This window comes from Klebsiella sp. C360, from assembly GCF_048822415.1.
GTDB lineage: Bacteria > Pseudomonadota > Gammaproteobacteria > Enterobacterales > Enterobacteriaceae > Klebsiella > Klebsiella quasipneumoniae.
This window is the reverse complement of the sequence record NZ_JBMEZZ010000001.1, coordinates 872,409-898,273: the sequence shown is the minus strand read 5'-3', so window position 1 is coordinate 898,273 and position 25,865 is coordinate 872,409. Positions and strand designations below refer to the sequence as shown.

Below are 25,865 nucleotides of genomic sequence, written 5' to 3'. Positions count from 1 at the left end.
CACCAGCCTGGACTAAATATGAAAACCGTCTTCCTGTAGCTCCCCGGCGACCCAGGCGAAGAAGCGCTGGACCTTTTCCTTCTGTTCATTGGCGTGGGGAAGGACGAAGTGGTGCGCGCCGACCGGCATACTCCGCTCGTCGGCAAACACCGACGTCAGCTGCCCCTGACGCACGTGGCCGCCGGCCAGCAGATTGCTTTCCAGGATCACCCCCATCCCCATCCGGGCCGCCTCGATGCTCATGTACGACCGGTCGAAATTAAAGATAAAGTTTTTGTGCCAGCCGCGGACCTTGTGCCACGACAGCCAGTTGCTCCAGTTAATTAAGGTGCTGTCGGAATGGATCAGATCGCAGGCCAGCAGATCTTCCGGGGCGCGAATTCCACGATCGCTACGGCCTCTCCACCGCGAAGATCGTTGAAAAAATTAAGTATCGTCTGCGTTAACCGCGCTGCGGCGATCCGCCTGGCCGCTGAGCGCCCTCAGCGGCCTTCTTCCCCCCGCCAGCCAGGGGCGGCATTCTTTTGCAGATTTTATGCGGCCTGTCACAAAATCTGCTAGACTGCGCCCCTTCATGGCATTGTGGTTTTTGCCATCTCTTATCGCAATAATCTCCCTGAAAACTACGCCCTTCACCGGGCCGGGGCGGTTCGGAGTTGTTATGTCTTTTGATTCCCTTGGCCTGAATCCCGATATCCTGCGCGCTGTCGCTGAGCAGGGCTACGTTGAGCCGACCCCTATCCAGCAGCAGGCGATCCCGGCGGTACTGCAGGGCCGCGACCTGATGGCCAGCGCCCAAACCGGCACCGGTAAAACGGCGGGCTTTACTCTGCCGCTGCTGCAGCGCCTGATCCAGAACGAGCCGCACGCGAAGGGTCGTCGCCCGGTGCGCGCGCTGATCCTGACCCCGACCCGCGAGCTGGCGGCGCAGGTGGGCGAGAACGTGCGGGATTACAGCAAATATCTGAATGTTCGCTCGCTGGTGGTGTTCGGCGGCGTGAGCATCAACCCGCAGATGATGAAGCTGCGCGGCGGCGTCGATATCCTCGTCGCCACCCCGGGCCGTCTGCTGGACCTGGAACACCAGAACGCCGTCAGCCTCGATAAAGTGGAAATCCTCGTACTGGATGAAGCGGACCGCATGCTGGATATGGGCTTTATCCATGACATCCGCCGCGTACTGGCTAAACTGCCGCCGCGTCGGCAGAACCTGCTGTTCTCGGCGACCTTCTCCGACGAGATCAAAGGCCTGGCTGAGAAACTGCTGCACAACCCGCTGGAAGTGGAAGTGGCGCGTCGCAACACGGCCTCCGAGCAGATCACCCAGCACGTCCATTTTGTTGACAAAAACCGTAAGCGCGAGCTGCTGTCGCAGCTTATCGGCGAAGGCAACTGGCAGCAGGTGCTGGTCTTTACCCGCACCAAGCATGGCGCCAACCATCTCGCGGAGCAGCTCAACAAAGACGGCATCCGCAGCGCGGCGATCCATGGCAACAAGAGCCAGGGGGCGCGTACCCGCGCGCTGGCCGACTTTAAATCCGGCGGCATTCGCGTGCTGGTGGCGACCGATATCGCCGCCCGCGGTCTGGATATCGAAGAGCTGCCGCACGTGGTGAACTACGAGCTGCCGAACGTGCCGGAAGATTATGTCCACCGTATCGGCCGTACCGGTCGCGCCACGGCCACCGGCGAAGCCTTGTCGCTGGTGTGCGTGGATGAGCACAAGCTGCTGCGCGATATCGAGCGCCTGCTGAAGAAAGAGATCCCGCGCATCGCGATTGCCGGCTATGAGCCGGATCCGTCTATTAAAGCCGAACCTATCCAGAACGGTCGCCAGCAGCGCGGCGGCGGTCGTGGTCAGGGTCAGGGACGCGGCGGCCAGGGCCAGGGGCGCAGCGGACAGCCGCGCAGCCAGAGCAGCGCCCCGCGTCGTCAGGACGGCGAGGCGCCGAAAGCGCGCACTCAGGACGGTAAACCGCCGCGCCGCCGTCGCCCGCGTAAACCGGCTGGCGAATAACAGGCTGATGCCCGGACCGCGAGCATGCGGTTAAGCACGGCTCAGGCCCGTCTGTCCGCTACGCGGCGGCGGGCCTTTTTCTTTCCATTACACTATTTGTCGAGCACGCTTCCACACTGAGCAGAAAGCAATACCTCCGGGCGGGCAAAAATGGCACAATAGTGGCTGTTTATACAGTATTCAGGTTTTCTCATGGCTTTGACCGCTGCGCTGAAAGCGCAAATCGCCGCCTGGTATAAGGCGCTTCAGGAACAGATCCCGGACTTTATTCCCCGCCCCCCGCAGCGGCAGATGATCGCTGATGTGGCGAAAACCCTCGCCGGGGATGAGGGCCGGCATCTGGCTATCGAAGCGCCGACCGGCGTTGGTAAAACGCTGTCATATCTGATCCCCGGCATTGCCATCGCCCGTGAGGAACAAAAAACGCTGGTGGTCAGCACCGCCAACGTCGCCCTGCAGGATCAAATCTACAGTAAAGACCTGCCGCTGCTGCGCAAGATTATCCCCGACCTGCGCTTCACCGCCGCCTTCGGTCGCGGACGCTACGTCTGCCCGCGCAATCTGACGGCGCTGGCCAGCACCGAGCCGACGCAGCAGGATCTGCTGGCCTTCCTCGACGACGATCTCACCCCGAACAACCAGGCCGAGCAGAAGCTGTGCGCGACGCTGAAGCAGGATCTCGACAGCTACCGCTGGGACGGCCTGCGCGACCATACCGACAAAGCCATCGACGATGGGCTGTGGAGCCGGTTGAGCACCGATAAGGCCAGCTGCCTGAACCGCAACTGCCACTACTATCGGGAGTGTCCGTTCTTTGTGGCGCGGCGGGAAATTCAGGAGGCGGAAGTGGTGGTGGCCAACCATGCGCTGGTGATGGCGGCGATGGAGAGCGAGGCGGTGCTGCCGGAGCCGAAAAACCTGCTGCTGGTCCTCGACGAAGGCCATCATCTGCCGGACGTCGCCCGCGATGCGCTGGAGATGAGCGCCGAGATCACCGCCCCCTGGTTTCGCCTGCAGCTGGATCTGTTCTGCAAGCTGGTGGCTACCTGCATGGAGCAGTTCCGCCCGAAAACCACGCCGCCGCTGGCCAATGCGGAGCGGCTCGCCGGCCATTGCGAAGAGCTGTTCGAGCTGATTGCGTCGTTGAATAATATTCTCAATCTCTATATGCCCGCCGGTCAGGACGCGGAGCATCGCTTCCCGATGGGCGAACTGCCGCAGGAGGTGATGGAGATCTGCCAGCGGCTGGCGAAGCTCACCGAGACGCTGCGCGGGCTGGCGGAGCTGTTCCTTAACGATCTCAGCGAAAAGACCGGCAGCCATGACGTGGTGCGCCTGCATCGGGTGCTGCTGCAGATGAACCGCGCCCTCGGCATGTTTGAAAGCCAAAGCAAGCTGTGGCGTCTGGCGTCGATGGCGCAGTCCTCTGGCGCGCCGGTGACCAAATGGGCGACGCGGGTGGTGCGCGACGGCCAGATCCACATCTGGTTCCACTGCGTCGGCATCCGCGTCAGCGATCAGCTTGAACGACTGCTGTGGCGCAGCGTGCCGCATATCGTGGTGACGTCAGCGACGCTGCGCTCTCTAAACAGCTTCTCGCGCCTGCAGGAGATGAGCGGCCTGAAGGAGAAAGCGGGCGACCGCTTCGTGGCGCTGGATTCGCCGTTCAACCACGTAGAGCAGGGGAAAATTATTATTCCTCAAATGCGCTATGAACCGCTGATGGATAACGAAGAGCAGCACATCGCCGAGATGGCGGCCTATTTTCGCCAGCAGGTGGAGAGCAAGAAACATCTCGGGATGCTGGTGCTGTTCGCCAGCGGGCGAGCGATGAATCGCTTCCTGGAGCATGTGACCGATCTGCGCCTGATGCTGCTGGTGCAGGGCGACCAGCCGCGCTACCGGCTGGTGGAGCTGCATCGCAAACGGGTGGAAAGCGGCGAGCGCAGCGTGCTGGTGGGCCTGCAGTCCTTCGCCGAAGGTCTCGATTTAAAAGGCGATCTGTTAAGCCAGGTGCATATCCATAAAATCGCCTTTCCGCCCATCGACAGCCCGGTAGTGATCACCGAAGGCGAATGGCTGAAAAGCCTCAATCGTTATCCCTTCGAGGTACAGAGTTTGCCCAGCGCCTCCTTTAATCTTATTCAGCAGGTGGGGCGTCTGATCCGTAGCCATCACTGCTGGGGAGAGGTGGTGATTTACGATAAGCGTCTGTTGACCAAAAACTACGGCGCGCGTCTACTGAACGCGTTGCCTGTTTTTCCCATAGAGCAGCCGGGCGTCCCGGAGGTTATAGTAAAACGTAAAGCAAAACAGACAGCAAAACAGACAGGCCGTAAACGTCGTTGACGCCGGCGCGTGACGCAACAGGGGGAGCCATGGAGTACAGCAAAATTATAAAAGAGGTGGGCCGCGGTAAGAATCATGCCCGCGACCTGGATGAAGAGACCGCCCGTGCGCTCTACGCGCGGATGCTGAACGGCGAGGTGCCGGAGCTGGAGCTGGGGGGAATATTAATCGCCCTGCGCATCAAAGGCGAAGGCGAAGCGGAGATGAAAGGCTTTTACGCCGCGATGCAGCAGCATACTCTGCGCCTGACCCCGCCGGCAGGCAAGCCGATGCCGATCGTTATCCCCAGCTACAACGGCGCGCGCAAGCAGGCGAACCTGACGCCGCTGCTGGCGATGCTCCTGCACAAGCTGGGGTTTCCGGTCGTGGTTCACGGCGTCAGTCACGATCCGACCCGGGTGCTGACCGAGACCATTTTTACCCTGCTGGACATTCCGGCTACCCGGCATGCCGGCCAGGCTCAGGCGCAGCTGGAGGGGCATGAACCGGTATATATCCCGGTGGGCGCCTTCTGCCCGCCGCTGGAGAAACAGCTGGCGATGCGCTGGCGGATGGGCGTGCGCAACAGCGCCCATACGTTGGCCAAACTGGCCACGCCGTTTGGCGAAGGGGAGGCGTTACGTCTCTCCAGCGTATCGCATCCGGAATATGTTCCCAGGGTGGCGGGCTTCTTTCGCGAGACCGGTGGCCGCGCGCTGCTGATGCATGGTACCGAAGGCGAAGTGTACGCCAACCCGCAACGCTGCCCGCAGATCAGCCTGATCGATGACCAGGGCGTGCGGGCGCTGTGCGACCGTCAGACCGAGGCCGCGGCGGAGGAAGTCATTCTGCCGGCCTCGAAAGATCCCGACGTGACCGCGCGCTGGATCGAACGCTGCGTCGCCGGCGTCGAACCGGTACCCCACTCGCTGAAGATCCAGCTTGCCTGCTGTCTGCTGGCCTCCGGGGAGGTCTCAACCCTGGAGCAGGGGCTCAGCCGCGTCAACGACTGCTGGTGATCGGATCGGCAGGATAAAAAAAAGCCCGTCCGGTGGCTCGGACGGGCAAGGCAAGGGTATTAAAGGTCTTTTCAGGGTTAATTCAGTGGCTTACAGGGTTGAGCTGCGATTATTTATAGATAACCGCGGTACCGCTCAGTTTGTTGTTGGTGTTAGCGGAAGTGATGCTATAGCCGGTTGCGCCAGCGGCTTCGGCTTTAGCAGCCAGTTTCGCTTCCAGACCATCTAACGTGGTTGCGCCTTGCGCAGACACCACGCCGATCTTATTCATGCTTTCAGCCTGAGCGGGGGTAACCGGCTCGGCGGCAAAGGCGCCGAAGGAAAGGGCGGTCAGAGCGATGGCAGCGGCAGCATATTTGATGTTTTTCATAGTTAATCTCTCGCAGGTTGTTCTGTTCAGGGGACGATGTTCCGTCGATGTGATAAGTATCACGCTTTTTTGCGGGAGATAAAATCGAAGGAAATTCACAGTCTTCATCTAATTTTTTGAATGATTAATAATTTACTGATTATTAATAAATTATTTCTGATTCTTTTCGTCTGATGGCGGAGCGAGGGGGACCGGCACGCTTAAGGGCACATATTGCGACATTTATCGCCAAAAAGTGTGCGCGAAAAGATAATGCGAAAGGCTGTCATGAACGGTAAAGGAAAGTCAGCGTAGCTGGCTATCCTTGGAACCACGGCGATTATATCCTGAAAATGTATTGTTATGTAAATCTTTCTCCTGCTGGCACTTCACGCAGTATCTCACCCCGGGTATCGCCTGTCGGCGCGCCTCCGGAATCGGCTCTCCGCATTCATCACAAAATTTGTTGCTTTCGCCGTGCGGAAGCTCGCGGCGGGCGCGAGCCACCGCATCGTCAATGGTGCTGTCGATCTGATCCTGTACGGCGCCGTCGCCTGCCCAACCTGATGCCATTGTCTGCCTCCTTTAAAAGGGTTATTGATAAATTATAGCTGAACCGTACAGCCGGTTACCGCTGCTGGCGGCATTGACCCGCCAGGCTATCGCCCCACGACGGTGGGCCTTATCCGCGAGGGCGGCCACCAGGTCGTCAAGGGTGCGGACGCCGGAGGCGGAGACGGTGCCGACAGGACGCAGCGGCCCGCCATAGGGCAGTACGGGGGGCGGCGGCAGGGAAGAGGCCGCGTCGGCCTGAGCGGCAAGCGCAGCGGCAAACAGCAGCGAGGTGATTTTCATCAGCATATCCTCATAAACAGCATGGGACATAGCTTAAGTGTAGGCCTTTCCAGACCGCGCGGAAGGGAATTTTTTATGCAAAAACAAGGCGTTTAGCCCGAAACCGGCGCAGGGTAGCGGTCCCCGCGCCAGGGATATTATTTAGCGGGCATCCGGACGGATCATGTCAAAACGCAGGCTGTCATCAATACTGTAATAGGCGCTCGGCCCCCCGGCACGCAGGATCGGCTGAGCGCGGGCGGTTTGATAGATGCCGTTCTCCAGCAGTGATTCATCGATATGCACGGCGACCACTTCGCCGAGCACCAGCCATGTATCGACAAGGTTGCCGTCGGCGGTGGTGAGCTGAATACATTGCGACAGGCGGCACTCAAAGTTCACCGGGCTCTCCGCCACCCGGGGGGCCTTGACCAGGCGGCTGGCGGCGGCGGTGAGTCCGGCGCGCACGAATTCATCCTCATGGTGCGGGATCGAGGCGGAGGTTTCGTTCATCGCGGCGGCCAGCGGGCGCGTCGCCAGGTTCCAGACGAACTCCTTCGTTTCGACGATATTTCGCACGCTGTCTTTCCAGCCGCTGCTGGCGAAACCAATGATCGGCGGGCGATAGTTAAAACAGTTAAAAAAGCTGTATGGCGCCAGATTACGCTGGCCCTCGGCGTCCTGCGAGGCGATCCAGCCTATCGGGCGAGGCCCGATTATTGCGTTGAGCGGGTCATGCGGCAGGCCGTGGCCCTGCGAAGGTTGATAAAAGTACATGCTGCACCTGTCACGGATAAAGGAGATATCCAGACTCCCTTATTTACCGAGCGGCCGTCAACGGGTATCTTACGCGGCTGTTCAAAGGAGATTGTCATGAAAGCCCAGAAACCGGGGTTACACCCGCGTAACCGCCACCATCAACGCTACGACCTGCCCGCGCTCTGCCAGGCGCATCCTGACCTGCAGGGATACATTACGCTCAATCCGCTGGGTGAGCAGACCATTGATTTTGCCAATCCGCAGGCGGTAAAGGCGTTGAATAAAGCGCTGCTGGCGCATTTCTACGCGGTCAAACACTGGGACATTCCTGATGGTTTTCTCTGTCCGCCGGTGCCCGGGCGGGCCGATTATATTCATCATCTGGCGGATCTGCTGGCCGGGGACAGCGGCGAAGTGCCGAAGCAAGCCACGATCCTCGATATTGGCACCGGCGCCAACCTCATTTATCCCCTGATCGGCGTTCACGAGTACGGCTGGCGCTTTACCGGCAGCGAAATCAGCCCGGAAGCCTTCGCCAGCGCGCAGGCGATTGTCAATGGCAACCCGGGATTGACCCGGCAGATCCGTCTGCGTCGGCAAAAAGAGAGCCAGGCTATCTTCCACGGCGTGATCCACAAAAACGAGACCTATGACGCCACGCTGTGTAATCCGCCGTTCCATGACTCCGCAGAGAGCGCCCGGGCGGGCGGTGAGCGCAAGCGCCGCAATCTCGGACTCGGCGCCGACAGCGGGCTTAACTTTGGCGGTCAGCAGCAGGAGCTGTGGTGCGAAGGGGGCGAAGTGGCCTTTATCTCGAAGATGATCCGCGAAAGTCAGGCCTTCGCCCGCCAGGTGAAATGGTTTACCTCGCTGGTGTCGCGCGGCGACAATCTGCCGCCGCTCTACCGCCTGCTGACCGAGGTCGGGGCAGTGAAAGTGGTGAAAAAAGAGATGGCCCAGGGGCAAAAGCAGAGCCGCTTTATCGCCTGGAGCTTTATGGACGACGCCAAACGCCGCCGTCCGTTCTAACTACTCCGCGGCCGGGCCGTCGGCGCCCGGCATCGGCAGCTGCTGCCAGGTTTGTACCGGGGCGCGAACCCCGGCGCGGTCGAAGTGCTTTTTCACCTGGGTGTCGAGGGCAAAACGCACCGTCCACTGCTTCAGCGGCAGGGTGGTGAAGCTGACGCGCAGCGTAAAGGCGGTATTGCTCAGCCCCACCAGCCCGGCGAACGACGGTTCGCCAATGATCAGGCCGCGGATCTCCTCCTGGTCCAGCAGATCGTCCACCGCCGCCTTCAGCGCCTGACTGGCTTTATCCAGATCCTCATGGCGGTCGACGTCATAGTTGGCCACCACCGAGCCAATGCCGCGCACGAAGTTGGCAAAGGTGGTGATCGAGGACCAGGGGATAATGTGATAAGCGCCGGTATCCTGGCGCACCCCCACTGAGCGAATCGACATCCGTTCCACCGTGCCGGTCAAAGGACCGATGGTGACCAGGTCGCCGGTATTCATCCCGTTCTCAAACTGGATAAAAATGCCGGTGATAATGTCTTTGACCAGGGTTTGCGCGCCAAACGAGATGGCCAGCCCCAACGCCCCGGCGCCGGCCAGCAGCGGCGCGATATTGACCCCAATCTCCGAGAGCAAAATCATCACCGTGATGGTGCTGATCACCACCGCCAGCGCGTTGCGAAACAGCGTCAGCAGCGTCCTGGCCCGTGCGCTGGGCAGCGGGCGGCCATGGATATCCGAGGCCAGCCGGTTTTCGATCAGGCTGGCCAGCACCGTCCAGCCGATAGCGGAGAAGAAGAGGATAAGGGCGATACGGATCAGCACATCCACCGTTTTTTGCCCGGCATCGTTGTGCAGCCATTCGCGGAAATCAAACAGCCCCCAGGCGCTCACGAGCAGCATGATGGCGACGCAGACGGTGAGAATACGCGCTGCCTTCAGCGACGCGGAGATCCAGCCGTTCAGCCGCTTTTGCAGCTCAGGATAGTTGCGCTGAGTGGCAGGGGAGAGGGTGATGGTTTTGGCTATCCAGCGCGACAGAATGCCGGACACCAGCGCCGCGCCGCCGATGATCGCCAGGCTGCGCAGGGTGGCGCCCATCATAAATTTCAGGCTGTTGCCTGGGTCGAACAGGGAAAAGAAAAAGAGCACCACAAAGTAGGCGCAGGCCAGCCAGTGCCAGATCAGAGCGAAGGCGCGGATAAACAGGCTAAAGAAGGAGAGCGAGCGGTCAGCCAGATGGATCAGTCCCTGCGTAATCACCGCTTTGTTATGGAAAATCAGATACAGCGCCCACAGCGTAATGCACAGCATGATGACGACGTTAGCCAGCGCGCCGACCTGAACATTCACCTGGTTGGAGATAATCGGCACCGCGACGATCAGGCCGTAGCCGATCAGGCTGCTGAGGGCGCTCAGGCGCAGGCTCCAGTAGGAGGCGGCCTCGTCGCTGAGGTTAAAGGGCCTGAGCGCCGGGATGCGCGGGCAGAAAATGAGCCGCAGGATGGCTTTAAAGAATTCGATCAGCGCGAAGGCGTTGAGGAAAAGGCTCTGCTGGAAGGCGATAGTAGGGTTGTCGCCATTCAGGCGATCGCTCAACAGCTGACCGATAAACAGGGTCAGCGCCAGCAGCAGCAGATCGATGATAAACGCCCCGGCGATGGTCAACGGCAGCTGGAGCCAGTTTCCGCGATCGCGGTTTTTATGCCGTCCCCATTCGCCCATTTTACGATACAGCGGCAGCGCCGCGAGGCGTACCAGCCACCAGAAGGCAAACACCAGCCCGGCCAGCAGTAAAAAATGCCAGGCGGCGCTGGTAAAGGTTTGCGGATTAAAGGGCTTATGCGGCGAGCCGGTAATATTGCGCCACAGCTGGGAGAAGCGCGATGAGAACTCATCGCCATATTCCCGGCTGATCTGCGTGACGTTCTCCAGCACCGTGGTCTCTTCTTTCACCGCCGGCGGCGTCAGCGTCGGGGTGCTGTCGGGCGGCGGCGTGGCGGCCGCTTTACGCAGCTGGTCAATGAGCTCCTGGCGGGCGGAGTCGTTGGCCAGCACGTCGGCCAGTGCGGCATAGGCCGCTCTTTTCTGTTCTACATCGGGTTCGCTGGCGCTGGTTTTATCGGCATTAGCGGTCGGCACGCCGGGCAGGGCGGCGGCGGAAAGCGGGGGAGTAAACAGCGCAGCGAGCAAAAGCAGGATCCACGGCATGGGCACCTCCGTTGCAACGTAAACGGGTAAGTATAGAAGCCGATGGCGGAAGGGGAGGGAAGAGGAATCTGGAAAGCGGCTCTCTCCGCGACGGAGAGAGCCGTTGTGGGTCAGGCGACGTGCTGCAGGAATTCCCGCAGACGCGGGCTTGGCGGGTTGTTCACCAGCTCCTGTGGGTTGCCGTCTTCGGCAATTCGTCCCTTGTCGATAAAGATCAGTCGCGAGGCCACTTTTTCGGCAAAGCCGATTTCGTGGGTCACAATCACCATCGTCATGCCCTCTTCCGCCAGATCCTGCATCACCTTGAGCACTTCATGACGCAGTTCCGGGTCGAGCGCGGAGGTGGGCTCATCAAACAGCATCATCTTCGGCTTCACCGCCAGCGCGCGGGCGATGGCCACACGCTGCTGCTGGCCGCCGGAGAGTTCAGACGGATAGTGATGCGCGCGCTCTGCCAGACCGACTTTCGCCAGCAGATCTTTCGCCAGCTTCTCCGCCGCCTGCTTGCTGGCGCCGCGTACCCGCAGCGGGCCAAACATCACGTTTTCCAGCGCCGTCAGGTGCGGGAACAGGTAAAACTGCTGGAACACCATCCCGGCTTCCTGACGAATCAGACGTTCGTCCACCTTCGGATCGTTGACCTTCAGGCCATCGACAATCAGATCGCCGCTGGTGATCTCTTCCAGTTTATTGATGCAGCGCAGCATCGTCGATTTACCGGAGCCGGACGGGCCGATAATGACCACCACTTCACCCTGATTGATTTTCAGAGAGATATCGTGCAGCACCTGGGTCGGGCCAAAGTGCTTGGAGACGTTTTTAAATTCAATCACAGGATTTTCATCCTTCTTTCAAGACGACGCAGAATAAAGCTCAGGACCAGGGTGATGATCAGGTAGATCACGGCAACGGCGCTCCAGATTTCCAGCGCGCGGAAGTTGCCGGCGATGATCTCCTGTCCCTGACGGGTCAGTTCGGCGACGCCGATGACGATGAACAGCGAGGTGTCCTTGATGCTGATGATCCACTGGTTGCCCAGCGGCGGCAGCATGCGGCGCAGCGCCAGCGGCAGGATCACGTGGCGAATGGTTTCGCGACGCGACAGGCCCAGCGCCAGGCCCGCTTCGCGGAAGCCTTTATGAATGGAGAGCACCGCGCCGCGGGTAATTTCCGCGATATAGGCGCCCGAGTTAATCATGATGGTCACTACCGCCGCGGAGAAGGGGTCAATGCGCAGATCGCTAAAGGCCATCGGCAGCGCAAAGTAGATGAACATAACCTGCACCACAATCGGGGTGCCGCGAATGATTTCAATAAACACCAGCGCGATGTGGTTGGCGATCCAGCCGCCGAAGCAGCGGGCGAAACCGGCCACCAGACCGATGATCAGGCCGCCGGCCAGGCCGAGGACGGAAATCCACAGCGTCATTTTGGCGCCTTCCAACAAAATCGGAATGGCAGGCCAGATGGCACTCCAGTCAAACTGCATAATACGTTCCTGTTACCGTGTCGAGAGCAGAGGAAAGCCTCCGCCAAAATACTGTCTCCCGCAACGTCTGTGCCGGAAGACCGTTGTGAAGTCGCCGGGACTGCGCCCGGCGATGTACGTTTTTATTATTTTGGTTCAGTGCCGAACCATTTTTTATAAATTTCGTTGTAGGTGCCGTTCTCGCGCAGCGTTTTCAGCGCACCGTTCACTTTCTCACGCAGCTCGTCGCTGCCTTTCGGGAAGGCGATACCGTAGTTTTGCGCTTCCAGTGATTCACCTACCGCTTTGAATTTGCCGTTGCCCGCGGTTTTGATGAAGTAGAGGATGTTCGGCGTATCGTGCAGGACGGCATCCGCGCGGCCGGTACCCAGCTCCATGTAGGCGTTATCGATATTCGGGAACTGACGCAGATCTTTGGTTTTGATATTGGCTTTCGCGTAGTCAACGGAGCCGGTGCCGCTCTTCACCGCGACCACTTTGCCGTTCAGATCTTTCACATCTTTGATGTCGTTATTATTGGCGTTGACCATCACCAGCAGGCCGCTCTTGTAGTAGCCGTCAGAGAAGTCGATGGCTTTTTTACGCTCGTCGGTAATGGTGATCCCCGCCAGCGCCAGATCGATATTTTTGGTTTGCAGCGCCGGGATAATGCCGCTGAAGTCCATTGGCTTCAGGGTGTAGTCGAGCTTCAGCTCTTTGGCGATGGCCGCCCACAGGTCAACGTCAAAACCCACATACTTATCGCCTTGCTTAAATTCGAACGGGACGAACGCCGTATCGGTGGCGACAACCAGGGTCTTATTGGCGGCATGGGAAGAAACCGCAAAAGCCAGGGTCAGTGCAGCCAGTGAAACTTTAAATACAGACTTCATAGCATTTCCTTTTATATCCACGGGACGATCCCCTGCGAGAACGACTAGCCTAATGAAAAAATCGTGCCACTTTTACAAGCTGTTGTTTTTCAACAAACGAAGCGGTAGCCGTTGCACAATATCGATCGTTTCAGGCAAAGAGTGCACCATAACGGGGTGTTATTTTGGTGCATCCTGAGGTCGCTGAATAACGAGCCCATTTTTAGCGCAAACCCTGATGGGAAAACAATCTCGCCGTAACGATTGTGTGAGGTGATTATTACAATTGTTTTACTTTTGTGCGCATTTTCATCAATTTGACGCCCTGAAATGGTGCAGGGCCAGCGGGTGAGGGAAAACGGAGGAGGGAAAAACAACAAGGGCTGGGTGGAAAAAGCAAAGGCGCCGTCGACCGCGCTGCGGCCGACGGCAAAGCCTTACTCGATATTCGCTTCAATAAACCACAGGAATTTATCCAGGTCGCGGGAAGCGGCGGTGAAGATATCTGCGGTATCTTCGTCTTTAGCTTCGCCGATCGCTTTGCGCACATCGTTAGCCACTACCGCGTAGCGGTCAGCAAGCGCTTTCAGGTGATCCTGAACATGATGGATATCCAGTGGGTAGCTCTGCAGCGGGGTTTTGCTGTTGATCACCTGAGTGGTGCCCAGGGCGACGCCGCCCAGCTGCACGGCGCGCTCCGCCATGGTATCCAGATGCTCAGTGAGCGCAGTACGGAAACCGTCCAGCATTTCGTGCACGGCGATAAAGTTCGCACCGCGCATATTCCAGTGTGCCTGCTTGGTGATAAGGGACAGGTCAATGAACTGGATCACCTGGCGATTCAACAGCTCAATGGTCGCTTTCTTTTCGCTGTCAGCGACATCGTTGCGGGTATAGACCAGATTAGATGCTTTTGATTTAACCAGTTTAGCGGTACTCATCGTTTCATATCCTCTTGATATTGATGCTCGTCACACTTCAAAACTGAATGATGTGGAGCGTTGTCCCAGGTAACTTCGGGACTAAGTATAGCAAGGGTTTTAAAGTATGAGGCATCGGCAGGCCATATCACTCCGATAGCGCAAAGTGGTTGGCTATTTGAAAAAACCATTCCAATCAGAAGGTTAGTGAAGGCTGGCAGGCCCGCAACTGGCGCGGGCCGCCGCCGTAACAGAATGTTAATTGATATCGACTTGCTTGATTTTGCTCTGCCGCTGCATGGTCAGCGTGGCGCCCATTGAGGCGATGATAATGGCGCCCAGCGCCAGGGTCTGGGAGAGGTTCAGGGTTTCGCCAAGGAAGATCATACCGGACAGGGCGGCTAGCGCCGGCTCGAGGCTCATCAGCGTACCGAAGGTGCGCGTCGGCAGGCGCGTCAGGGCCATCATCTCCAGAGAGTAGGGGAGTGCGGTGGAGAGAATGGCAATCCCCAGCCCCAGGGGCAGCAGCGACCATTGCCACAGCGTATCGGTGGCTTGCGCCATACCTAACGGGACAAAGACCAGCGAGGCGATAAGCGACCCCATCGCCACCGTGGCTGGACCATGCTCCTCACCCGCGCGCTGGCCGGTCAGAATATAGACCGCCCAACAGGCCCCGGCGCCGAGAGCGAACAGCGCGCCGGTTAAATCCACCTGCGCCACGTTCTGCCCCAGCGGCAGGAGATACCACAGCCCGAGGATCGCCAGCGCCACCCAGACAAAATCCAGCGGGCGGCGCGAGCCGAAAAGCGCCACCGCCAGCGGGCCGGTAAACTCGAGGGCCACCGCCACGCCGAGCGGAATACGCTGCAGGGATAAATAAAACAGATAGTTCATCGCCCCGAGCGCCAGGCCGTACAGCAGCAGCGGCACGCGCTGCGCCGGAGAGAAACGTAGCCGCCAGGGCTTGAACACCACCACCAGGATCAGCGTCCCGAGCGCCAGGCGCAGGGCGGTAACTCCCGGGGCGCCGACCACCGGGAACAGCGATTTGGCGAGCGATGCGCCGCTCTGAATCGAGGTCATAGCGATTAAAATCACCACTATCGGCAACCATGCCGCCGCTTTTCGGGATGGACCGGGCATCCTTTCTCCTGTCAATTTTTGTCAAAAGGGGTAAAAGTTCCAGTGTACTGGAATTAGCTGCTGGCGGTTGAGCTAATGTTGAAAAAAACAGGGGCAAAAACAGTACAATGGCGAAAGTTGCTGAGAAATTCACCAGGTGATTAGGATTAATCTGGATGCTTGCGAATTTCTTAATGAGCGTTAAACTGTAAGTTAACGCCAAAAACTCTTGTTTTCCATATTGTTATAGAAATATGGAAACTTTTGGTTACATGAAAAAGTATGTTAGACAATGTAAACTCCAAAGAGTTTCCCAAAAGTTTTTGATATATTTAAGGCTTAGGACTTATTAGAAACACATTTGAGGTGGTTATGAATAAAATTGCACGTCTTTCAGCACTGGCCGTTGTTCTGGCTGCATCCGTAGGTACCACTGCATTTGCTGCAACTTCTACCGTAACCGGCGGTTACGCGCAGAGCGACATGCAGGGTAAAGCGAACAAAGCTGGCGGTTTCAACCTGAAATACCGTTACGAGCAAGATAACAACCCGCTGGGCGTTATCGGTTCCTTCACCTACACCGAAAAGGATAATAACAGCAACGGTACTTACAACAAAGGTCAGTACTACGGCATCACCGCTGGTCCGGCTTACCGTCTGAACGACTGGGCAAGCATCTACGGCGTAGTGGGTGTTGGTTACGGTAAATTCCAGAACAACAACTTCCCTAATAAATCCGATATGAGCGACTACGGTTTCTCCTACGGTGCTGGTCTGCAGTTCAACCCGATCGAAAACGTTGCCCTGGACTTCTCCTACGAGCAGTCTCGTATTCGTAACGTTGACGTCGGCACCTGGATCGCTGGCGTGGGTTACCGCTTCTAATCACTCCGGTGATATAAAAAATCCGCCTCCTGGGGCGGATTTTTTTTGCCTGCTGACCGCCAGCCCGGCCGGTTGGCCGGCGCTGACCGCGTCGTTTTAGTTGATGGTGAACTCATCGCTGCCGAGGTGTGAATAGTCCACTTTCTGCAGCTGGAAGTTGGTGATATACACCGGGCCGGCCTTCTGCTCAGAGATAAACCGATAGCGCGGGGCGATTTCCGCCGCCTTGATGCCGGTCCATTGCGAGAAGAAGCTGAGGAAATCATTCGCCGAGCGCTGCGCCTTAATGACTTTATGCGCTTTGTCATCGCTGGAGAGCACCATAAACGGCACCTGGAAGTTCTGCTGGAACTTATCGTCGTGCGCCAGATACTGCACCTCTTTGCCTCGCTCCTTGAACGCCAGACCATGATCGGAAAAGTAGGTCAGGGAAAAGGTGTCGCCGGAATTTTGCAACTGGCTGTAGAGCTTAGCCAGCAGGGTATCGGTTTGCGTCATGCTGTAGAGATAGCAGGAGGTCTCTTTCGACTGGACGAAAACCGTATATTTGCCTTTGGTCCGGTCGCAGGCCTGCGGGTGCGAGCCCATCAGATGCAGAACAATCAGCTGCGGCTGGGTACGCTGGGTGGAGAGCACCTGCTCGGTCAGCTTCAGTAACTGCTCGTCCTGGGTGTTTTTATTGGCTTCGAAATCGCCGTTTTTCAGGAACTGCACTTCATCCGCCCGTTTGGCGATACTGGCGATAGCGGTGTCGTACTCGCCGATCTGCCCCTGGTTGGAGAACCACCAGGTCTGGAAACCGGCGCGGTTGGCGAGGGTGACAAAGTTATCCTGAAACTGCGGTTTGCCATCGACCACCCGGTTAAGGGTCAGGCCGAGGGATTTTTGCGTCGAGCCGCTGGCGGCGACGTAGTTGTTAAACAGATACCCGTTCACCGAGCTGGCAAACGGCGTGTTGTCCCAGTGGCCGCCGAAGGCGCCGAGGGCGTCGCGGCGGGCGCTTTCACCGATCACCACCACATAGAGATGGTACTTCGGCTTCACCGCCAGCACGTGCCAGCTATCTTTCATGCCGGCCAGCTGCGCCATCCGCGCCTGCTCGTCCAGCACCTCGTTATTATTCACCACCACGTCTTTGACAAAACGGAAGGCCGGGTAACCAGTATCGATCACCTTGAATACACCGCCCCAGGCGAGATTTTGCACCGGCTGGAGAAAAAAGATCCCGATGCTGAACAGCAGGCCCAGGGTCTCCATTTTTCCCCAGCGGGTCTGCTCGACGATCCTGCGGCGGACCGCGATGATCCCCAGCGCGAAGATAAATACCGCCAGCAGATAGTTGTACCACGGGAAAATGGTGAGGATTTCCGTGGACTCTTCCACGTTGGTGGCGTGCAGCGCCAGCAAGGTATTGAAGTTGGGCGCGCCGTAAGCCTGGCCAAACGGGTAGTAGAGGGCCGCCAGCAGAGAATAAGCGCCGACCACTCCTTTCTGCACGCGCGGAAAGGCACGCCACAGAAGATGTAACACGCAGGTAAATGCCACGGTATAGAGCAGGCTAAATTCATAGCCCAGCGCCAGGTTAATCAACAGCGATTGTAAAAAGTAGAATCCTGTCCATGGGTTCAGTGCCAGTCGGCGGGCGACCAGCGTATCTTTCAGGGTGGTGACATTCATAGTAAACAATCAAAAAGAGGCCATGCGCATCCCCTGGCTTCAAGGGGTAAAACCTGCTGGACAGTGCGTGAAGAGGGTCTCTGCGAGCCGCGAATGTGGCAGGGCTGTGCAAAGATAGGGCTTGTAAATGGTAAGGTCAACCAGACATAACAGATTGTTTTGCGAGGACGCTTACAAAACTTGAAAAAAGGTGGGGGAAACGGGATAAACCGGTCAGTTTAGCGGCAGATGATGACGGACAAATGAAGCGGCGTACCGCGACGCCGCCTTAGCGATGGGGTTTGTCCTGCTGCGGTTTACCGTTGATCATCTCGCACAGCATACCGAGCAGCATTAAGCGTACTTTAAAGGGTGAATGGCTGAACACGTTTAAGCACCTCTTGAATTCGTTCATCTGCTCTCCTCCTGCCAGTTCGCTCCATCATTCCCTGATGGATGTTTGCATTATATACAGATATAGCACAGGCTATATTTTATAGCTATGGCTAAAACGTTAAATTTTTGTGCTCTTGGCGCAATCCATTACAATGTGGATCTTTTTATATGATGCTTGACGCGTCACACGAATGAGGAAGCACAATGAACCGTCGCGCAGGTAAGCCAATAACAAAAAAAGTGACGCAGTTAGTAAATGTTGAAGAGCACGTTGAAGGGTTCCGCCAGGTGCGGGAAGCGCATCGGCGCGAGCTGATTGACGACTATGTTGAACTGATTTCCGACCTCATCCGCGAGGTGGGCGAGGCGCGTCAGGTGGATATGGCCGCCCGGCTGGGGGTCTCGCAGCCCACCGTCGCCAAGATGCTCAAACGGCTGGCCAGCGTCGGCCTTATCGAACAGATCCCGTGGCGCGGCATATTCTTAACTGCGGAGGGTGAGAAGCTGGCCCAGGAGAGCCGTGAGCGCCATCAAATCGTGGAGAACTTCCTGCTGGCGATCGGCGTCAGTCCGGAGATCGCCCGTCGTGATGCCGAAGGGATGGAGCATCACGTGAGCGAAGAGACGCTGGCGATGTTCCTGAAATTTACCCAAACACAGGGATCTCAGGAAGCATGACTCTTCCCTTCGTCCAGTCGCTGCTGCGCGATCGTTTTCTCCATCTGCTGCTGATTATCGCCTGCGTGCTCAGCGTGATGGTGCCGTTTGTCCCGGCAAGCTGGCCGGCGGCCATTGACTGGCATACCATCATCACCCTCAGCGGCCTGATGCTGTTGACCAAGGGGATTGAACTGAGCGGCTATTTTGACGTGCTGGGGCGTAAAATGGCCCGCCGCTTTGTCACCGAGCGTCAGCTGGCTATGTTTATGGTGCTGGCGGCGGCGCTGCTGTCCACCTTCCTCACCAACGACGTCGCGCTGTTTATTGTGGTGCCCCTGACCCTGACCCTGAAGAAGTGGTGCGCCATCCCGGTAAACCGGCTGATTATTTTCGAAGCGCTGGCGGTGAACGCCGGGTCGCTGCTGACGCCGATCGGCAACCCGCAGAACATCTTGCTGTGGGGACGCTCCGGTCTCTCTTTCCCTGGGTTTATCGGCCAGATGCTGCCCCTGGCGGCGGCAATGATGCTGACCCTGCTGGCGCTGTGCTGGCTCTGTTTCCCGGCAAAGCGGCTTACCTACCAGAGCAGCGATATGGCGCCATCGTGGCAGCCTAAGCTCGTCTGGAGCTGTCTGGGGCTCTATCTGGTGTTCCTGACGGCGCTGGAGATGGATCAGGCGCTGTGGGGACTGGCGCTGGTGCTGCTGGGCTTTCTGGCGCTGGCCCGGGCGGTGATCGTCCATGTTGACTGGTCGCTGCTGCTGGTGTTTATGGTGATGTTTATCGACGTCCATCTGCTGACCCAGCTTCCGGCGCTGCACCAGGTGCTGAGCGGGGTCGGGACGCTCTCCGGCGGTGGACTGTGGCTGACCGCCATCGGCCTGTCGCAGGTGATCAGCAATGTGCCCTCGACCATTCTGCTGCTCAACTATGTCCCACCGTCGATCCTGCTCGCCTGGGCGGTTAACGTGGGGGGCTTTGGTCTGCTGCCGGGCTCGCTGGCCAATATCATCGCCCTGCGCATGGCTGGCGATCGGCGGATCTGGTGGCGTTTCCATCTCTACTCCATTCCCATGCTGCTGTGGGCGGCCCTCACCGGCTATTGGCTCTTCAAACTCTGCGCCTGATTTCCGCAGCAGTCTGCCGCCCTCCACGTCGTTCGACAGGATCGCCCCCCGGGGCGATCTTTTTTTTGCCCGGCTCACAGAAAACGATCCCTGGCTTTGCGCATCCGTTCGCTTTTCGATATATGACTAGTCATGAAATTTAAATGACTAGTCATATATCGAGGCGCAGGATGAACAACAGACTACCGGCAGATTTCTTATGGGGTAATTCCGTCTCCAGCATGCAGACGGAGGGGGCGTGGAACGAGGGCGGCAAGGGGATGTCGGTGTACGATATCCGGCAACCGGCAGAATTCGCTTCCGACTGGAAGGTGGCGACCGATTCCTATCATCGCTTTAGGGAAGATTTCGATCTGATGCAGGATCTGGGCATGAACTGCTACCGTTTTCAGATCGCCTGGAGCCGGGTGTGCCCTGAGGGAGACGGCGAGTTCAATGAAGAGGGCATCGCCTTCTACCATCAGTTTATTGATGAACTGATCGCCCGCGGCATCGAGCCGATGATCTGTCTGTACCACTTCGATATGCCGCTCTCGCTGGCGGAGCGCTACAACGGATTTACCGACCGCCGGGTGATGGACGCCTTTATTCGCTATGGCCAGAAGATGATCGCCTGCTATGGCGACAAGGTGAAATACTGGCTCACCTTTAATGAACAGAATCTGTACCATTCGCCGGAAGCGTTTCTGATTTCCGGCTACCTGCAGGGGGAGAAGACCCTGCGCGAGCTGTACCTGATCCAGCATCATGTGATGATGGCGCACGTCCATCTGACCGATCACCTGCATCAGACGAAGCCGCAGTGTCTGATGGGCGGGATGCTGGCCCACGCCCTGGTTTATCCGGCGACCTGCAAACCACGCGATATCCTGTGCGCCCAGCAGCTGGACGAGTTTTTAAACCAGAACCTGCTGCGGGCTTACGCCGGGGAGGGCTACAGCCCGGAGGTGATGCATTTTGTCGCCACAGAAGGGTTCGATGATATCTATCGTCCGGAGGATCTCGCGCTGATGGCGACGGTGAAGGTCGATTATCTGGCGTTCAGCTATTACGCCAGCCGGACGCTGAACAGCGACGCGATCCCGCCGGAAACGGCGGTCAACAACTATATGCTGTTTGGCAATCAGGATAACCCGTTCCTGAACGCGACAGAATGGAACTGGCAGATCGATCCGCTGGGCTTCCGGACCATTATCACCCGCTATTATAACGACTGGCGCCTGCCGGTTTTCCCGATTGAAAACGGCATCGGGGTGATTGAGTCGTGGGACGGTGAACATCCGGTTGCCGACGATTACCGCATCGCCTACCATCGCGACCATATCAACGCCATGAAGGCGGCCATGTTTGAGGATGGGGCGCAGGTGATCGGCTATCTCGGCTGGGGATTAATCGACATCCTCAGCTCGCAGGGCGATATGCGTAAGCGCTACGGCGTGGTCTACGTCAATCGCGAGAACCATGACCTCAAGGATCTGCGGCGGGTGCCGAAGAAGAGCTATGCGTGGCTGAAGCAGGTGATCCACAGCAATGGCGACGTGATGTAATGGTGTTCTGGCGGTCAGGCCGTGGATCCTGCCCGCCAGCCACTCACTGAATGTATAAGGACCGGGGAATGACGGCGAAGTATCTGCAAATCGCGCGGGAAATAAAAAAACGGATCATCAGCCAGCAGTATCCTGCCAGCGCGCCGTTACCTGACCAGTTTGCGCTGGCGGCAGAGTTCAGCACCAGCCGGATGACCATCCAGCAGGCGATGCGCCAGTTAATCGTCGAAGGGCTGATCTATACCCGCAAAGGGCAGGGCACCTTTGTGCGGAAAAATTTCCTTCAGCTGTCGCAGTGGGAGCTGCCCGGCAGCGACTATTTCGGCGCCACCAAAACCTGGGAGCATCTTGGCGAGGTACAAAGCGAAGTGGTGCGCTTTGAGGTGCGTTTTCCCACTGACAAGGAGCAGAGTTCGCTGCTGATCGACGCCGATGCCCCGGTGTATGACTTTGTTCGCCTGCGGTTGCTCAACGGGGAACCGGTGTCGCTGGATCTGACCGTCATGCCGGTGGGGCTGGTGCCGGGGCTCAATAAAAGCCATCTGGAAAGCTCGGTGTTTCGCTATATCCAGGAGACGCTGGGGCTGAAGCTGATGGGATCTTACCGCGTGGTGCGGGCGATGAAGCCGGATGAACTGGATAAACAGCATCTTCACTGCGAGCCCACCGATCCGGTGCTGGAAGTGGAGCAGGTTATCTATCTGGAAGACGGCACGCCGCTGGAGTACGCCCACTGCCACTATCGCTACGACCACGGCGGGATTATTCTGGTGAATAACGGCTAGACCGGGGGCCCCGGTTGGCGCAGCGCTTAGCAGAGCCAGGGTGTTGTCAGGTTCAGTCGCCAGGCAAGGCGTCAGCCGCAGCCCGGCACAACACCGATAAAAAAAACGGCGGGCATCAGGCCCGCCGTTTTTATTGTCATGCAGAACTTAGTTCAGACGCACCGGCATACCGGAGCGGTTCTGGATAGCCTGCTCGACCACGTTCTGATCGACATCAGACTGGCTGGTGATCGCCTGTACCGGCTGAGTCAGGGTGATCGGCACGATCTCGCCGCCCTGGAACTGCGCTTCGGTGGTCGACAACGGGTTGTGAACCTCGATGTAACGGCTGCCGTCCGGCTCGGTGGTGGCTTTTACCGGCTCATCGATAAACTGCACGCGGGTGCCGACCGGCACGTTCTCAAACAGGAATTTGATGTCATCGTTGCGCAGACGTACGCAGCCATGGCTCACGCGCAGGCCGATACCGAAGTTAGCGTTGGTACCGTGGATGGCGTACAGACGGCCGATATACAGCGCGTACAGGCCCATCGGGTTATCCGGACCGGCCGGTACGACGGCTGGCAGCGGGTTGCCGGCGGCAGCGTATTCCGCATGCATCTTGGCGGTCGGCGTCCAGGTCGGGCCAGCCTTCTTACGTTCGACTTTGGTGGTCCAGTTGATTGGCGTGTCTTTGCCTAACTGGCCGATACCGATCGGCAGAACAATCACGGTGTTGGTGCCTTTCGGGTAGTAGTACAGACGCATTTCGGCGCTGTTGATGATGATCCCTTCATGGACGGTATCCGGCAGGATCAGCTGCTGAGGGATGTTCAGGACGCTACCGCCCTTCGGCAGATAGGTATCCACCCCCGGGTTGGCTTCCAGCATGTTGGAAAGCCCCATCTGATATTTCGCCGCGAAGTATTCCAGCGGCTGCTTGTTATCATCCGGAATGGTGATGACCTGGTTCTGACCAACCAAACGGCTGCCATCGGTTGGCAAAGGATAGGTGACAGCAGACGCTGTATTGCAAAAGCCTACGATGGCGAAGGCTGCCGCTAAGAGTGTAGATAATTTCATAGTTTTTAATGTCGTGTGCGAAATCAACGCCACACAGGCCTTTGTTAATGATTGAGACAGTAGATGGGAGCGCATTATATGTGCATTCCGCTGAACAGGTAAATCAGATGTGTACGAAATCACATTTTTTTCCCTGTCGCCTCGGCTGCCGCGCCCTGGCGTTCGGGGCGACGAGGGTTAGTCTTCCAGCAGCCGGGCCTGCAGCGCCGCGCGGACCGGGGCGGTAAGCTGGTACTCTTCCGCCAGCCAGGCGTCGACATTGCCATAGCGCTGCTGAATAGCCGACAGCGCGGCGGCGAGATAGGACTCTTTCACCGTCAGGATGTCCGCCAGGCTCTGGCGCCCCTGGGCCGTCAGGTCGTTGCCGAGCATCTCCAGCATCCAGGCCTCCACCTGCGTCAGCATGCCATGGGTAAGGAGATACTCCTCCATCACCGTCTCGCTGTCGCATCCGACGGCGAACAGGGTTAACGCGCAGCCGACGCCGGTGCGATCTTTACCGACCGCGCAGTGTTGCAGCAAGGCGCCGTCGAAAGGGGTCGTCAGCCATGCGGCGAGCTGGCGATAGGCCGGATTGTTAAACGGCAGCTGGCGATAGAGTTGCAGCATAAACTGCTCGCCGTTGAGCGCATTAAGGGTGGCGGCATTCAGCTCGGTGACCTTCGCGTTGACCTCGCCGATCGGCGGATTGGCCGGCGCGTTGAGATAGTGGGTGAGCGGGCTCAGTTTGTCCGGCGTGCGCTGTACTTCACCGGGGTCGCGGTAGTCGAGCACCCGGCTGAGCGGCAGGGTATCCAGGTGGTCGAGATCCTCTGCCGTTAGCCGGTTTAGCGCACCGGAGCGTAGCAGCTTGCCGCTGCGTACCCGGCGTCCGTCGGCGGCGCGCTGGCCGCCCAGGTCGCGAAAATTAATGCCGCCCTGCAGGGATAAAAAGGCCGGATGTCGCGGTTGGCTGGTGGTCATGGGGTTCCTCATCATCACGTACAGAATAACGGTTTGCGCGCAGTCTCTGGCGCATCTGACAAAGACCTTAGCACAAGCGCCGCGGCGGAATTTACCGCAGACCGTGAAAAGTGCGTCATTTACTGGCATAATGTCTGCTGTATCACACCCCTCATACTCTTTTTTCAGGATATCCCCGTGCTAGTATCCAGCAACGTTACCATGCAGTTTGGCAGTAAGCCGCTGTTCGAAAATATCTCCGTTAAATTTGGCGGCGGCAACCGTTATGGTCTGATCGGCGCCAACGGCAGCGGTAAATCGACCTTTATGAAGATCCTCGGCGGCGATCTCGAACCGACGCTGGGCAACGTTTCTCTCGACCCGAACGAGCGCATCGGTAAGCTGCGTCAGGATCAGTTCGCCTTTGAAGCGTTCACCGTGCTGGATACGGTCATCATGGGCCACGGCGAGCTGTGGGAAGTGAAGCAGGAGCGCGATCGCATCTACTCCCTCGCCGAGATGAGCGAAGAAGATGGCTATAAAGTGGCCGACCTGGAAGTGAAATATGGCGAAATGGATGGCTACTCTGCTGAAGCGCGCGCGGGCGAACTGCTGCTGGGCGTGGGCATTCCGGTTGAACAGCATTACGGCCCGATGAGCGAAGTCGCCCCAGGCTGGAAGCTGCGTGTCCTGCTGGCGCAGGCGCTGTTCTCTAACCCGGACATTCTGCTGCTCGATGAACCGACCAACAACCTGGACATCGACACCATTCGCTGGCTGGAGCAGACGCTGAACGACCGCGACAGCACCATGATTATCATCTCGCACGACCGTCACTTCCTGAACATGGTTTGCACCCACATGGCGGATCTGGACTACGGCGAGCTGCGCGTCTATCCGGGCAACTACGATGAATACATGACGGCGGCCACCCAGGCGCGTGAACGTCTGCTGGCGGACAACGCCAAGAAAAAAGCGCAGATTGCCGACCTGCAGTCCTTCGTTAGCCGCTTCAGCGCCAACGCCTCTAAATCGCGTCAGGCCACCTCGCGCGCGCGTCAGATTGACAAAATCAAGCTGGAAGAGGTTAAAGCCTCCAGCCGTCAGAACCCGTTTATCCGCTTCGAGCAGGATAAGAAACTGTTCCGTAACGCGCTGGAAGTGGAAGCCCTCACCAAAGGCTTTGAAGACGGTCCGCTGTTCAAAAACGTCAATCTGCTGCTGGAAGTGGGCGAGAAGATTGCCATTCTGGGCGCCAACGGCGTGGGTAAATCCACGATGCTGAAAACCCTGGTGGGTGAACTGCAGCCGGACAACGGCACCGTGAAATGGTCTGAAAATGCGCAACTCGGCTACTACGCGCAGGATCATGAGTACGAGTTCGAAAACGACCTGACGGTCTTTGAGTGGATGAGCCAGTGGAAACAGGAAGGCGACGACGAGCAGGCGGTGCGCAGTATCCTTGGCCGACTGCTGTTTAGCCAGGATGACATCAAGAAGCCGGCGAAAGTATTGTCCGGTGGTGAGAAGGGCCGCATGCTGTTTGGTAAGCTGATGATGCAGAAGCCAAACATCCTGATAATGGATGAACCGACCAACCACCTGGATATGGAATCCATCGAATCGCTGAACATGGCGCTGGAGATGTATCAGGGCACCCTGATCTTCGTTTCCCACGACCGTGAGTTCGTCAGCTCGCTGGCCACCCGCGTGCTGGAGATTACCCCGGAACGGGTGATCGACTTCAGCGGCAACTACGAAGACTACCTGCGCAGCAAAGGTATCGAGTAATCCCGCTTCGTTACCCGGGTTGCGGCTACGCCTTACCCGGGCTACGCCTGGCATGTGATCTGTAGGCCCGCGCAAGCGTAGCGCCGCCGGGCAATAAC

At 58.1% G+C, this 25,865-nt stretch carries 23 protein-coding genes and 2 pseudogenes; 10 read left to right on the top strand and 15 right to left on the bottom strand.

The window, feature by feature from the left end:
- Positions 1–12: 12 nt before the first annotated feature.
- Positions 13–381 (bottom strand): annotated as a pseudogene (locus ACOI7D_RS04495) (LysR substrate-binding domain-containing protein); the annotation flags it as partial.
- Positions 382–661: 280 nt separating this feature from the next.
- On the opposite strand from ACOI7D_RS04495, the gene rhlE reads away from it, so the two are divergent.
- The 3 genes from rhlE to ybiB all read left to right on the top strand — a co-directional run bounded on the left by rhlE (position 662) and on the right by ybiB (position 5,364).
- On the top strand, positions 662–2,017 hold the full coding sequence (gene rhlE, locus ACOI7D_RS04490) for an ATP-dependent RNA helicase RhlE (protein WP_060592292.1): 1,356 nt from the start codon (positions 662–664) through the stop codon (positions 2,015–2,017).
- Positions 2,018–2,209: 192 nt separating this feature from the next.
- A complete protein-coding gene (gene dinG / locus ACOI7D_RS04485; RefSeq protein WP_109546513.1) occupies positions 2,210–4,366 on the top strand; it encodes an ATP-dependent DNA helicase DinG in 2,157 nt (718 codons plus the stop codon).
- Between the two features lie 29 nt (positions 4,367–4,395).
- Positions 4,396–5,364 (top strand): DNA-binding protein YbiB, encoded by a 969-nt coding sequence (ybiB, locus tag ACOI7D_RS04480; protein WP_060592297.1) that lies wholly within the window; start codon positions 4,396–4,398, stop codon positions 5,362–5,364.
- 109 nt (positions 5,365–5,473) lie between these two features.
- On the opposite strand, the gene ybiJ is transcribed toward ybiB, so the two are convergent.
- The 4 genes from ybiJ to ACOI7D_RS04460 form a co-directional block, all read right to left on the bottom strand.
- On the bottom strand, positions 5,474–5,734 hold the full coding sequence (gene ybiJ / locus ACOI7D_RS04475; RefSeq protein ID WP_004176772.1) for a DUF1471 family protein YbiJ: 261 nt from the start codon (positions 5,732–5,734) through the stop codon (positions 5,474–5,476).
- 285 nt (positions 5,735–6,019) lie between these two features.
- Entirely contained in the window at positions 6,020–6,286 is a 267-nt protein-coding gene (locus tag ACOI7D_RS04470; RefSeq protein WP_023288941.1) for a DksA/TraR family C4-type zinc finger protein, read from the bottom strand.
- 21 nt (positions 6,287–6,307) lie between these two features.
- Positions 6,308–6,568, bottom strand: a complete 261-nt coding sequence (locus tag ACOI7D_RS04465; protein ID WP_060592463.1) for a DUF1471 domain-containing protein — start codon at positions 6,566–6,568, stop codon at positions 6,308–6,310.
- Between the two features lie 141 nt (positions 6,569–6,709).
- Positions 6,710–7,324, bottom strand: a complete 615-nt coding sequence (locus ACOI7D_RS04460) for a flavin reductase family protein (protein WP_023288943.1) — start codon at positions 7,322–7,324, stop codon at positions 6,710–6,712.
- Positions 7,325–7,420: 96 nt separating this feature from the next.
- Here ACOI7D_RS04460 and rlmF point away from each other — a divergent pair, with 96 nt between their 5' ends.
- Positions 7,421–8,335: a 23S rRNA (adenine(1618)-N(6))-methyltransferase RlmF gene (gene rlmF, locus ACOI7D_RS04455; protein WP_060592300.1), complete on the top strand. Its 915-nt coding sequence runs from the start codon at positions 7,421–7,423 to the stop codon at positions 8,333–8,335.
- Here rlmF and ybiO read toward each other — a convergent pair whose 3' ends face one another.
- From ybiO to rhtA, 6 genes are all read right to left on the bottom strand, one after another.
- Positions 8,336–10,531, bottom strand: a complete 2,196-nt coding sequence (gene ybiO, locus ACOI7D_RS04450) for a mechanosensitive channel protein (protein WP_060592301.1) — start codon at positions 10,529–10,531, stop codon at positions 8,336–8,338.
- Positions 10,532–10,641: 110 nt separating this feature from the next.
- Positions 10,642–11,364 (bottom strand): glutamine ABC transporter ATP-binding protein GlnQ, encoded by a 723-nt coding sequence (gene glnQ / locus ACOI7D_RS04445; RefSeq protein WP_004212183.1) that lies wholly within the window; start codon positions 11,362–11,364, stop codon positions 10,642–10,644.
- Entirely contained in the window at positions 11,361–12,020 is a 660-nt protein-coding gene (glnP, locus tag ACOI7D_RS04440) for a glutamine ABC transporter permease GlnP (RefSeq protein ID WP_002895837.1), read from the bottom strand. Before glnP ends, glnQ begins: the two co-directional genes overlap by 4 nt.
- 125 nt (positions 12,021–12,145) lie before the next feature.
- Complete coding sequence (gene glnH, locus ACOI7D_RS04435) at positions 12,146–12,892, bottom strand: glutamine ABC transporter substrate-binding protein GlnH (RefSeq protein WP_004886198.1); 747 nt, start codon at positions 12,890–12,892, stop codon at positions 12,146–12,148.
- A gap of 416 nt (positions 12,893–13,308) precedes the next feature.
- Complete coding sequence (dps, locus tag ACOI7D_RS04430; RefSeq protein ID WP_004886200.1) at positions 13,309–13,812, bottom strand: DNA starvation/stationary phase protection protein Dps; 504 nt, start codon at positions 13,810–13,812, stop codon at positions 13,309–13,311.
- Positions 13,813–14,049: 237 nt separating this feature from the next.
- Positions 14,050–14,937, bottom strand: a complete 888-nt coding sequence (rhtA, locus tag ACOI7D_RS04425; protein WP_023288946.1) for a threonine/homoserine exporter RhtA — start codon at positions 14,935–14,937, stop codon at positions 14,050–14,052.
- A gap of 351 nt (positions 14,938–15,288) precedes the next feature.
- On the opposite strand from rhtA, the gene ompX reads away from it, so the two are divergent.
- On the top strand, positions 15,289–15,801 hold the full coding sequence (gene ompX, locus ACOI7D_RS04420) for an outer membrane protein OmpX (protein ID WP_004886207.1): 513 nt from the start codon (positions 15,289–15,291) through the stop codon (positions 15,799–15,801).
- A gap of 96 nt (positions 15,802–15,897) precedes the next feature.
- Here ompX and ACOI7D_RS04415 read toward each other — a convergent pair whose 3' ends face one another.
- Together ACOI7D_RS04415 and mntS are read right to left on the bottom strand one after the other, a co-directional pair.
- On the bottom strand, positions 15,898–17,478 hold the full coding sequence (locus ACOI7D_RS04415; protein ID WP_023288947.1) for a phosphoethanolamine transferase: 1,581 nt from the start codon (positions 17,476–17,478) through the stop codon (positions 15,898–15,900).
- A 268-nt stretch (positions 17,479–17,746) separates the two neighbouring features.
- Positions 17,747–17,872: a manganase accumulation protein MntS gene (gene mntS, locus ACOI7D_RS04410; RefSeq protein ID WP_023288948.1), complete on the bottom strand. Its 126-nt coding sequence runs from the start codon at positions 17,870–17,872 to the stop codon at positions 17,747–17,749.
- Between the two features lie 185 nt (positions 17,873–18,057).
- On the opposite strand from mntS, the gene mntR reads away from it, so the two are divergent.
- The 4 genes from mntR (at position 18,058) to ACOI7D_RS04390 (ending at position 21,972) form a co-directional block, all read left to right on the top strand.
- Complete coding sequence (mntR, locus tag ACOI7D_RS04405; protein ID WP_004886216.1) at positions 18,058–18,531, top strand: manganese-binding transcriptional regulator MntR; 474 nt, start codon at positions 18,058–18,060, stop codon at positions 18,529–18,531.
- Complete coding sequence (locus tag ACOI7D_RS04400) at positions 18,528–19,640, top strand: anion transporter (RefSeq protein ID WP_048297121.1); 1,113 nt, start codon at positions 18,528–18,530, stop codon at positions 19,638–19,640. The genes mntR and ACOI7D_RS04400 overlap by 4 nt, the downstream gene beginning before the upstream one ends.
- Positions 19,641–19,810: 170 nt before the next feature.
- Positions 19,811–21,187: a glycoside hydrolase family 1 protein gene (locus ACOI7D_RS04395; RefSeq protein ID WP_109546512.1), complete on the top strand. Its 1,377-nt coding sequence runs from the start codon at positions 19,811–19,813 to the stop codon at positions 21,185–21,187.
- A gap of 68 nt (positions 21,188–21,255) precedes the next feature.
- Complete coding sequence (locus ACOI7D_RS04390; protein ID WP_044521840.1) at positions 21,256–21,972, top strand: GntR family transcriptional regulator; 717 nt, start codon at positions 21,256–21,258, stop codon at positions 21,970–21,972.
- A 147-nt stretch (positions 21,973–22,119) separates the two neighbouring features.
- On the opposite strand, the gene ldtB is transcribed toward ACOI7D_RS04390, so the two are convergent.
- Positions 22,120–23,034 carry a L,D-transpeptidase gene (gene ldtB / locus ACOI7D_RS04385; RefSeq protein WP_032428696.1) on the bottom strand — a complete coding sequence of 305 codons (915 nt, stop codon included), beginning with the start codon at positions 23,032–23,034 and terminating at the stop codon, positions 22,120–22,122.
- 177 nt (positions 23,035–23,211) lie between these two features.
- A pseudogene (locus ACOI7D_RS04380) lies at positions 23,212–24,126 on the bottom strand (tyrosine-protein phosphatase).
- A 48-nt stretch (positions 24,127–24,174) separates the two neighbouring features.
- On the opposite strand from ACOI7D_RS04380, the gene ACOI7D_RS04375 reads away from it, so the two are divergent.
- Complete coding sequence (locus ACOI7D_RS04375) at positions 24,175–25,767, top strand: ABC-F family ATPase (RefSeq protein ID WP_023288955.1); 1,593 nt, start codon at positions 24,175–24,177, stop codon at positions 25,765–25,767.
- Positions 25,768–25,865: the final 98 nt, after the last annotated feature.

Coding starts and splice junctions, on each gene's coding strand:
- rhlE (WP_060592292.1), top strand. CDS start 662: ATGTCTTTTGATTCCCTTGGCCTGAATCCCGATATCCTGCGCGCTGTC.
- dinG (WP_109546513.1), top strand. CDS start 2,210: ATGGCTTTGACCGCTGCGCTGAAAGCGCAAATCGCCGCCTGGTATAAG.
- ybiB (WP_060592297.1), top strand. CDS start 4,396: ATGGAGTACAGCAAAATTATAAAAGAGGTGGGCCGCGGTAAGAATCAT.
- ybiJ (WP_004176772.1), bottom strand. CDS start 5,734: ATGAAAAACATCAAATATGCTGCCGCTGCCATCGCTCTGACCGCCCTT.
- ACOI7D_RS04470 (WP_023288941.1), bottom strand. CDS start 6,286: ATGGCATCAGGTTGGGCAGGCGACGGCGCCGTACAGGATCAGATCGAC.
- ACOI7D_RS04465 (WP_060592463.1), bottom strand. CDS start 6,568: ATGAAAATCACCTCGCTGCTGTTTGCCGCTGCGCTTGCCGCTCAGGCC.
- ACOI7D_RS04460 (WP_023288943.1), bottom strand. CDS start 7,324: ATGTACTTTTATCAACCTTCGCAGGGCCACGGCCTGCCGCATGACCCG.
- rlmF (WP_060592300.1), top strand. CDS start 7,421: ATGAAAGCCCAGAAACCGGGGTTACACCCGCGTAACCGCCACCATCAA.
- ybiO (WP_060592301.1), bottom strand. CDS start 10,531: ATGCCGTGGATCCTGCTTTTGCTCGCTGCGCTGTTTACTCCCCCGCTT.
- glnP (WP_002895837.1), bottom strand. CDS start 12,020: ATGCAGTTTGACTGGAGTGCCATCTGGCCTGCCATTCCGATTTTGTTG.
- glnH (WP_004886198.1), bottom strand. CDS start 12,892: ATGAAGTCTGTATTTAAAGTTTCACTGGCTGCACTGACCCTGGCTTTT.
- dps (WP_004886200.1), bottom strand. CDS start 13,812: ATGAGTACCGCTAAACTGGTTAAATCAAAAGCATCTAATCTGGTCTAT.
- rhtA (WP_023288946.1), bottom strand. CDS start 14,937: ATGCCCGGTCCATCCCGAAAAGCGGCGGCATGGTTGCCGATAGTGGTG.
- ompX (WP_004886207.1), top strand. CDS start 15,289: ATGAATAAAATTGCACGTCTTTCAGCACTGGCCGTTGTTCTGGCTGCA.
- ACOI7D_RS04415 (WP_023288947.1), bottom strand. CDS start 17,478: ATGAATGTCACCACCCTGAAAGATACGCTGGTCGCCCGCCGACTGGCA.
- mntS (WP_023288948.1), bottom strand. CDS start 17,872: ATGAACGAATTCAAGAGGTGCTTAAACGTGTTCAGCCATTCACCCTTT.
- mntR (WP_004886216.1), top strand. CDS start 18,058: ATGAACCGTCGCGCAGGTAAGCCAATAACAAAAAAAGTGACGCAGTTA.
- ACOI7D_RS04400 (WP_048297121.1), top strand. CDS start 18,528: ATGACTCTTCCCTTCGTCCAGTCGCTGCTGCGCGATCGTTTTCTCCAT.
- ACOI7D_RS04395 (WP_109546512.1), top strand. CDS start 19,811: ATGAACAACAGACTACCGGCAGATTTCTTATGGGGTAATTCCGTCTCC.
- ACOI7D_RS04390 (WP_044521840.1), top strand. CDS start 21,256: ATGACGGCGAAGTATCTGCAAATCGCGCGGGAAATAAAAAAACGGATC.
- ldtB (WP_032428696.1), bottom strand. CDS start 23,034: ATGAAATTATCTACACTCTTAGCGGCAGCCTTCGCCATCGTAGGCTTT.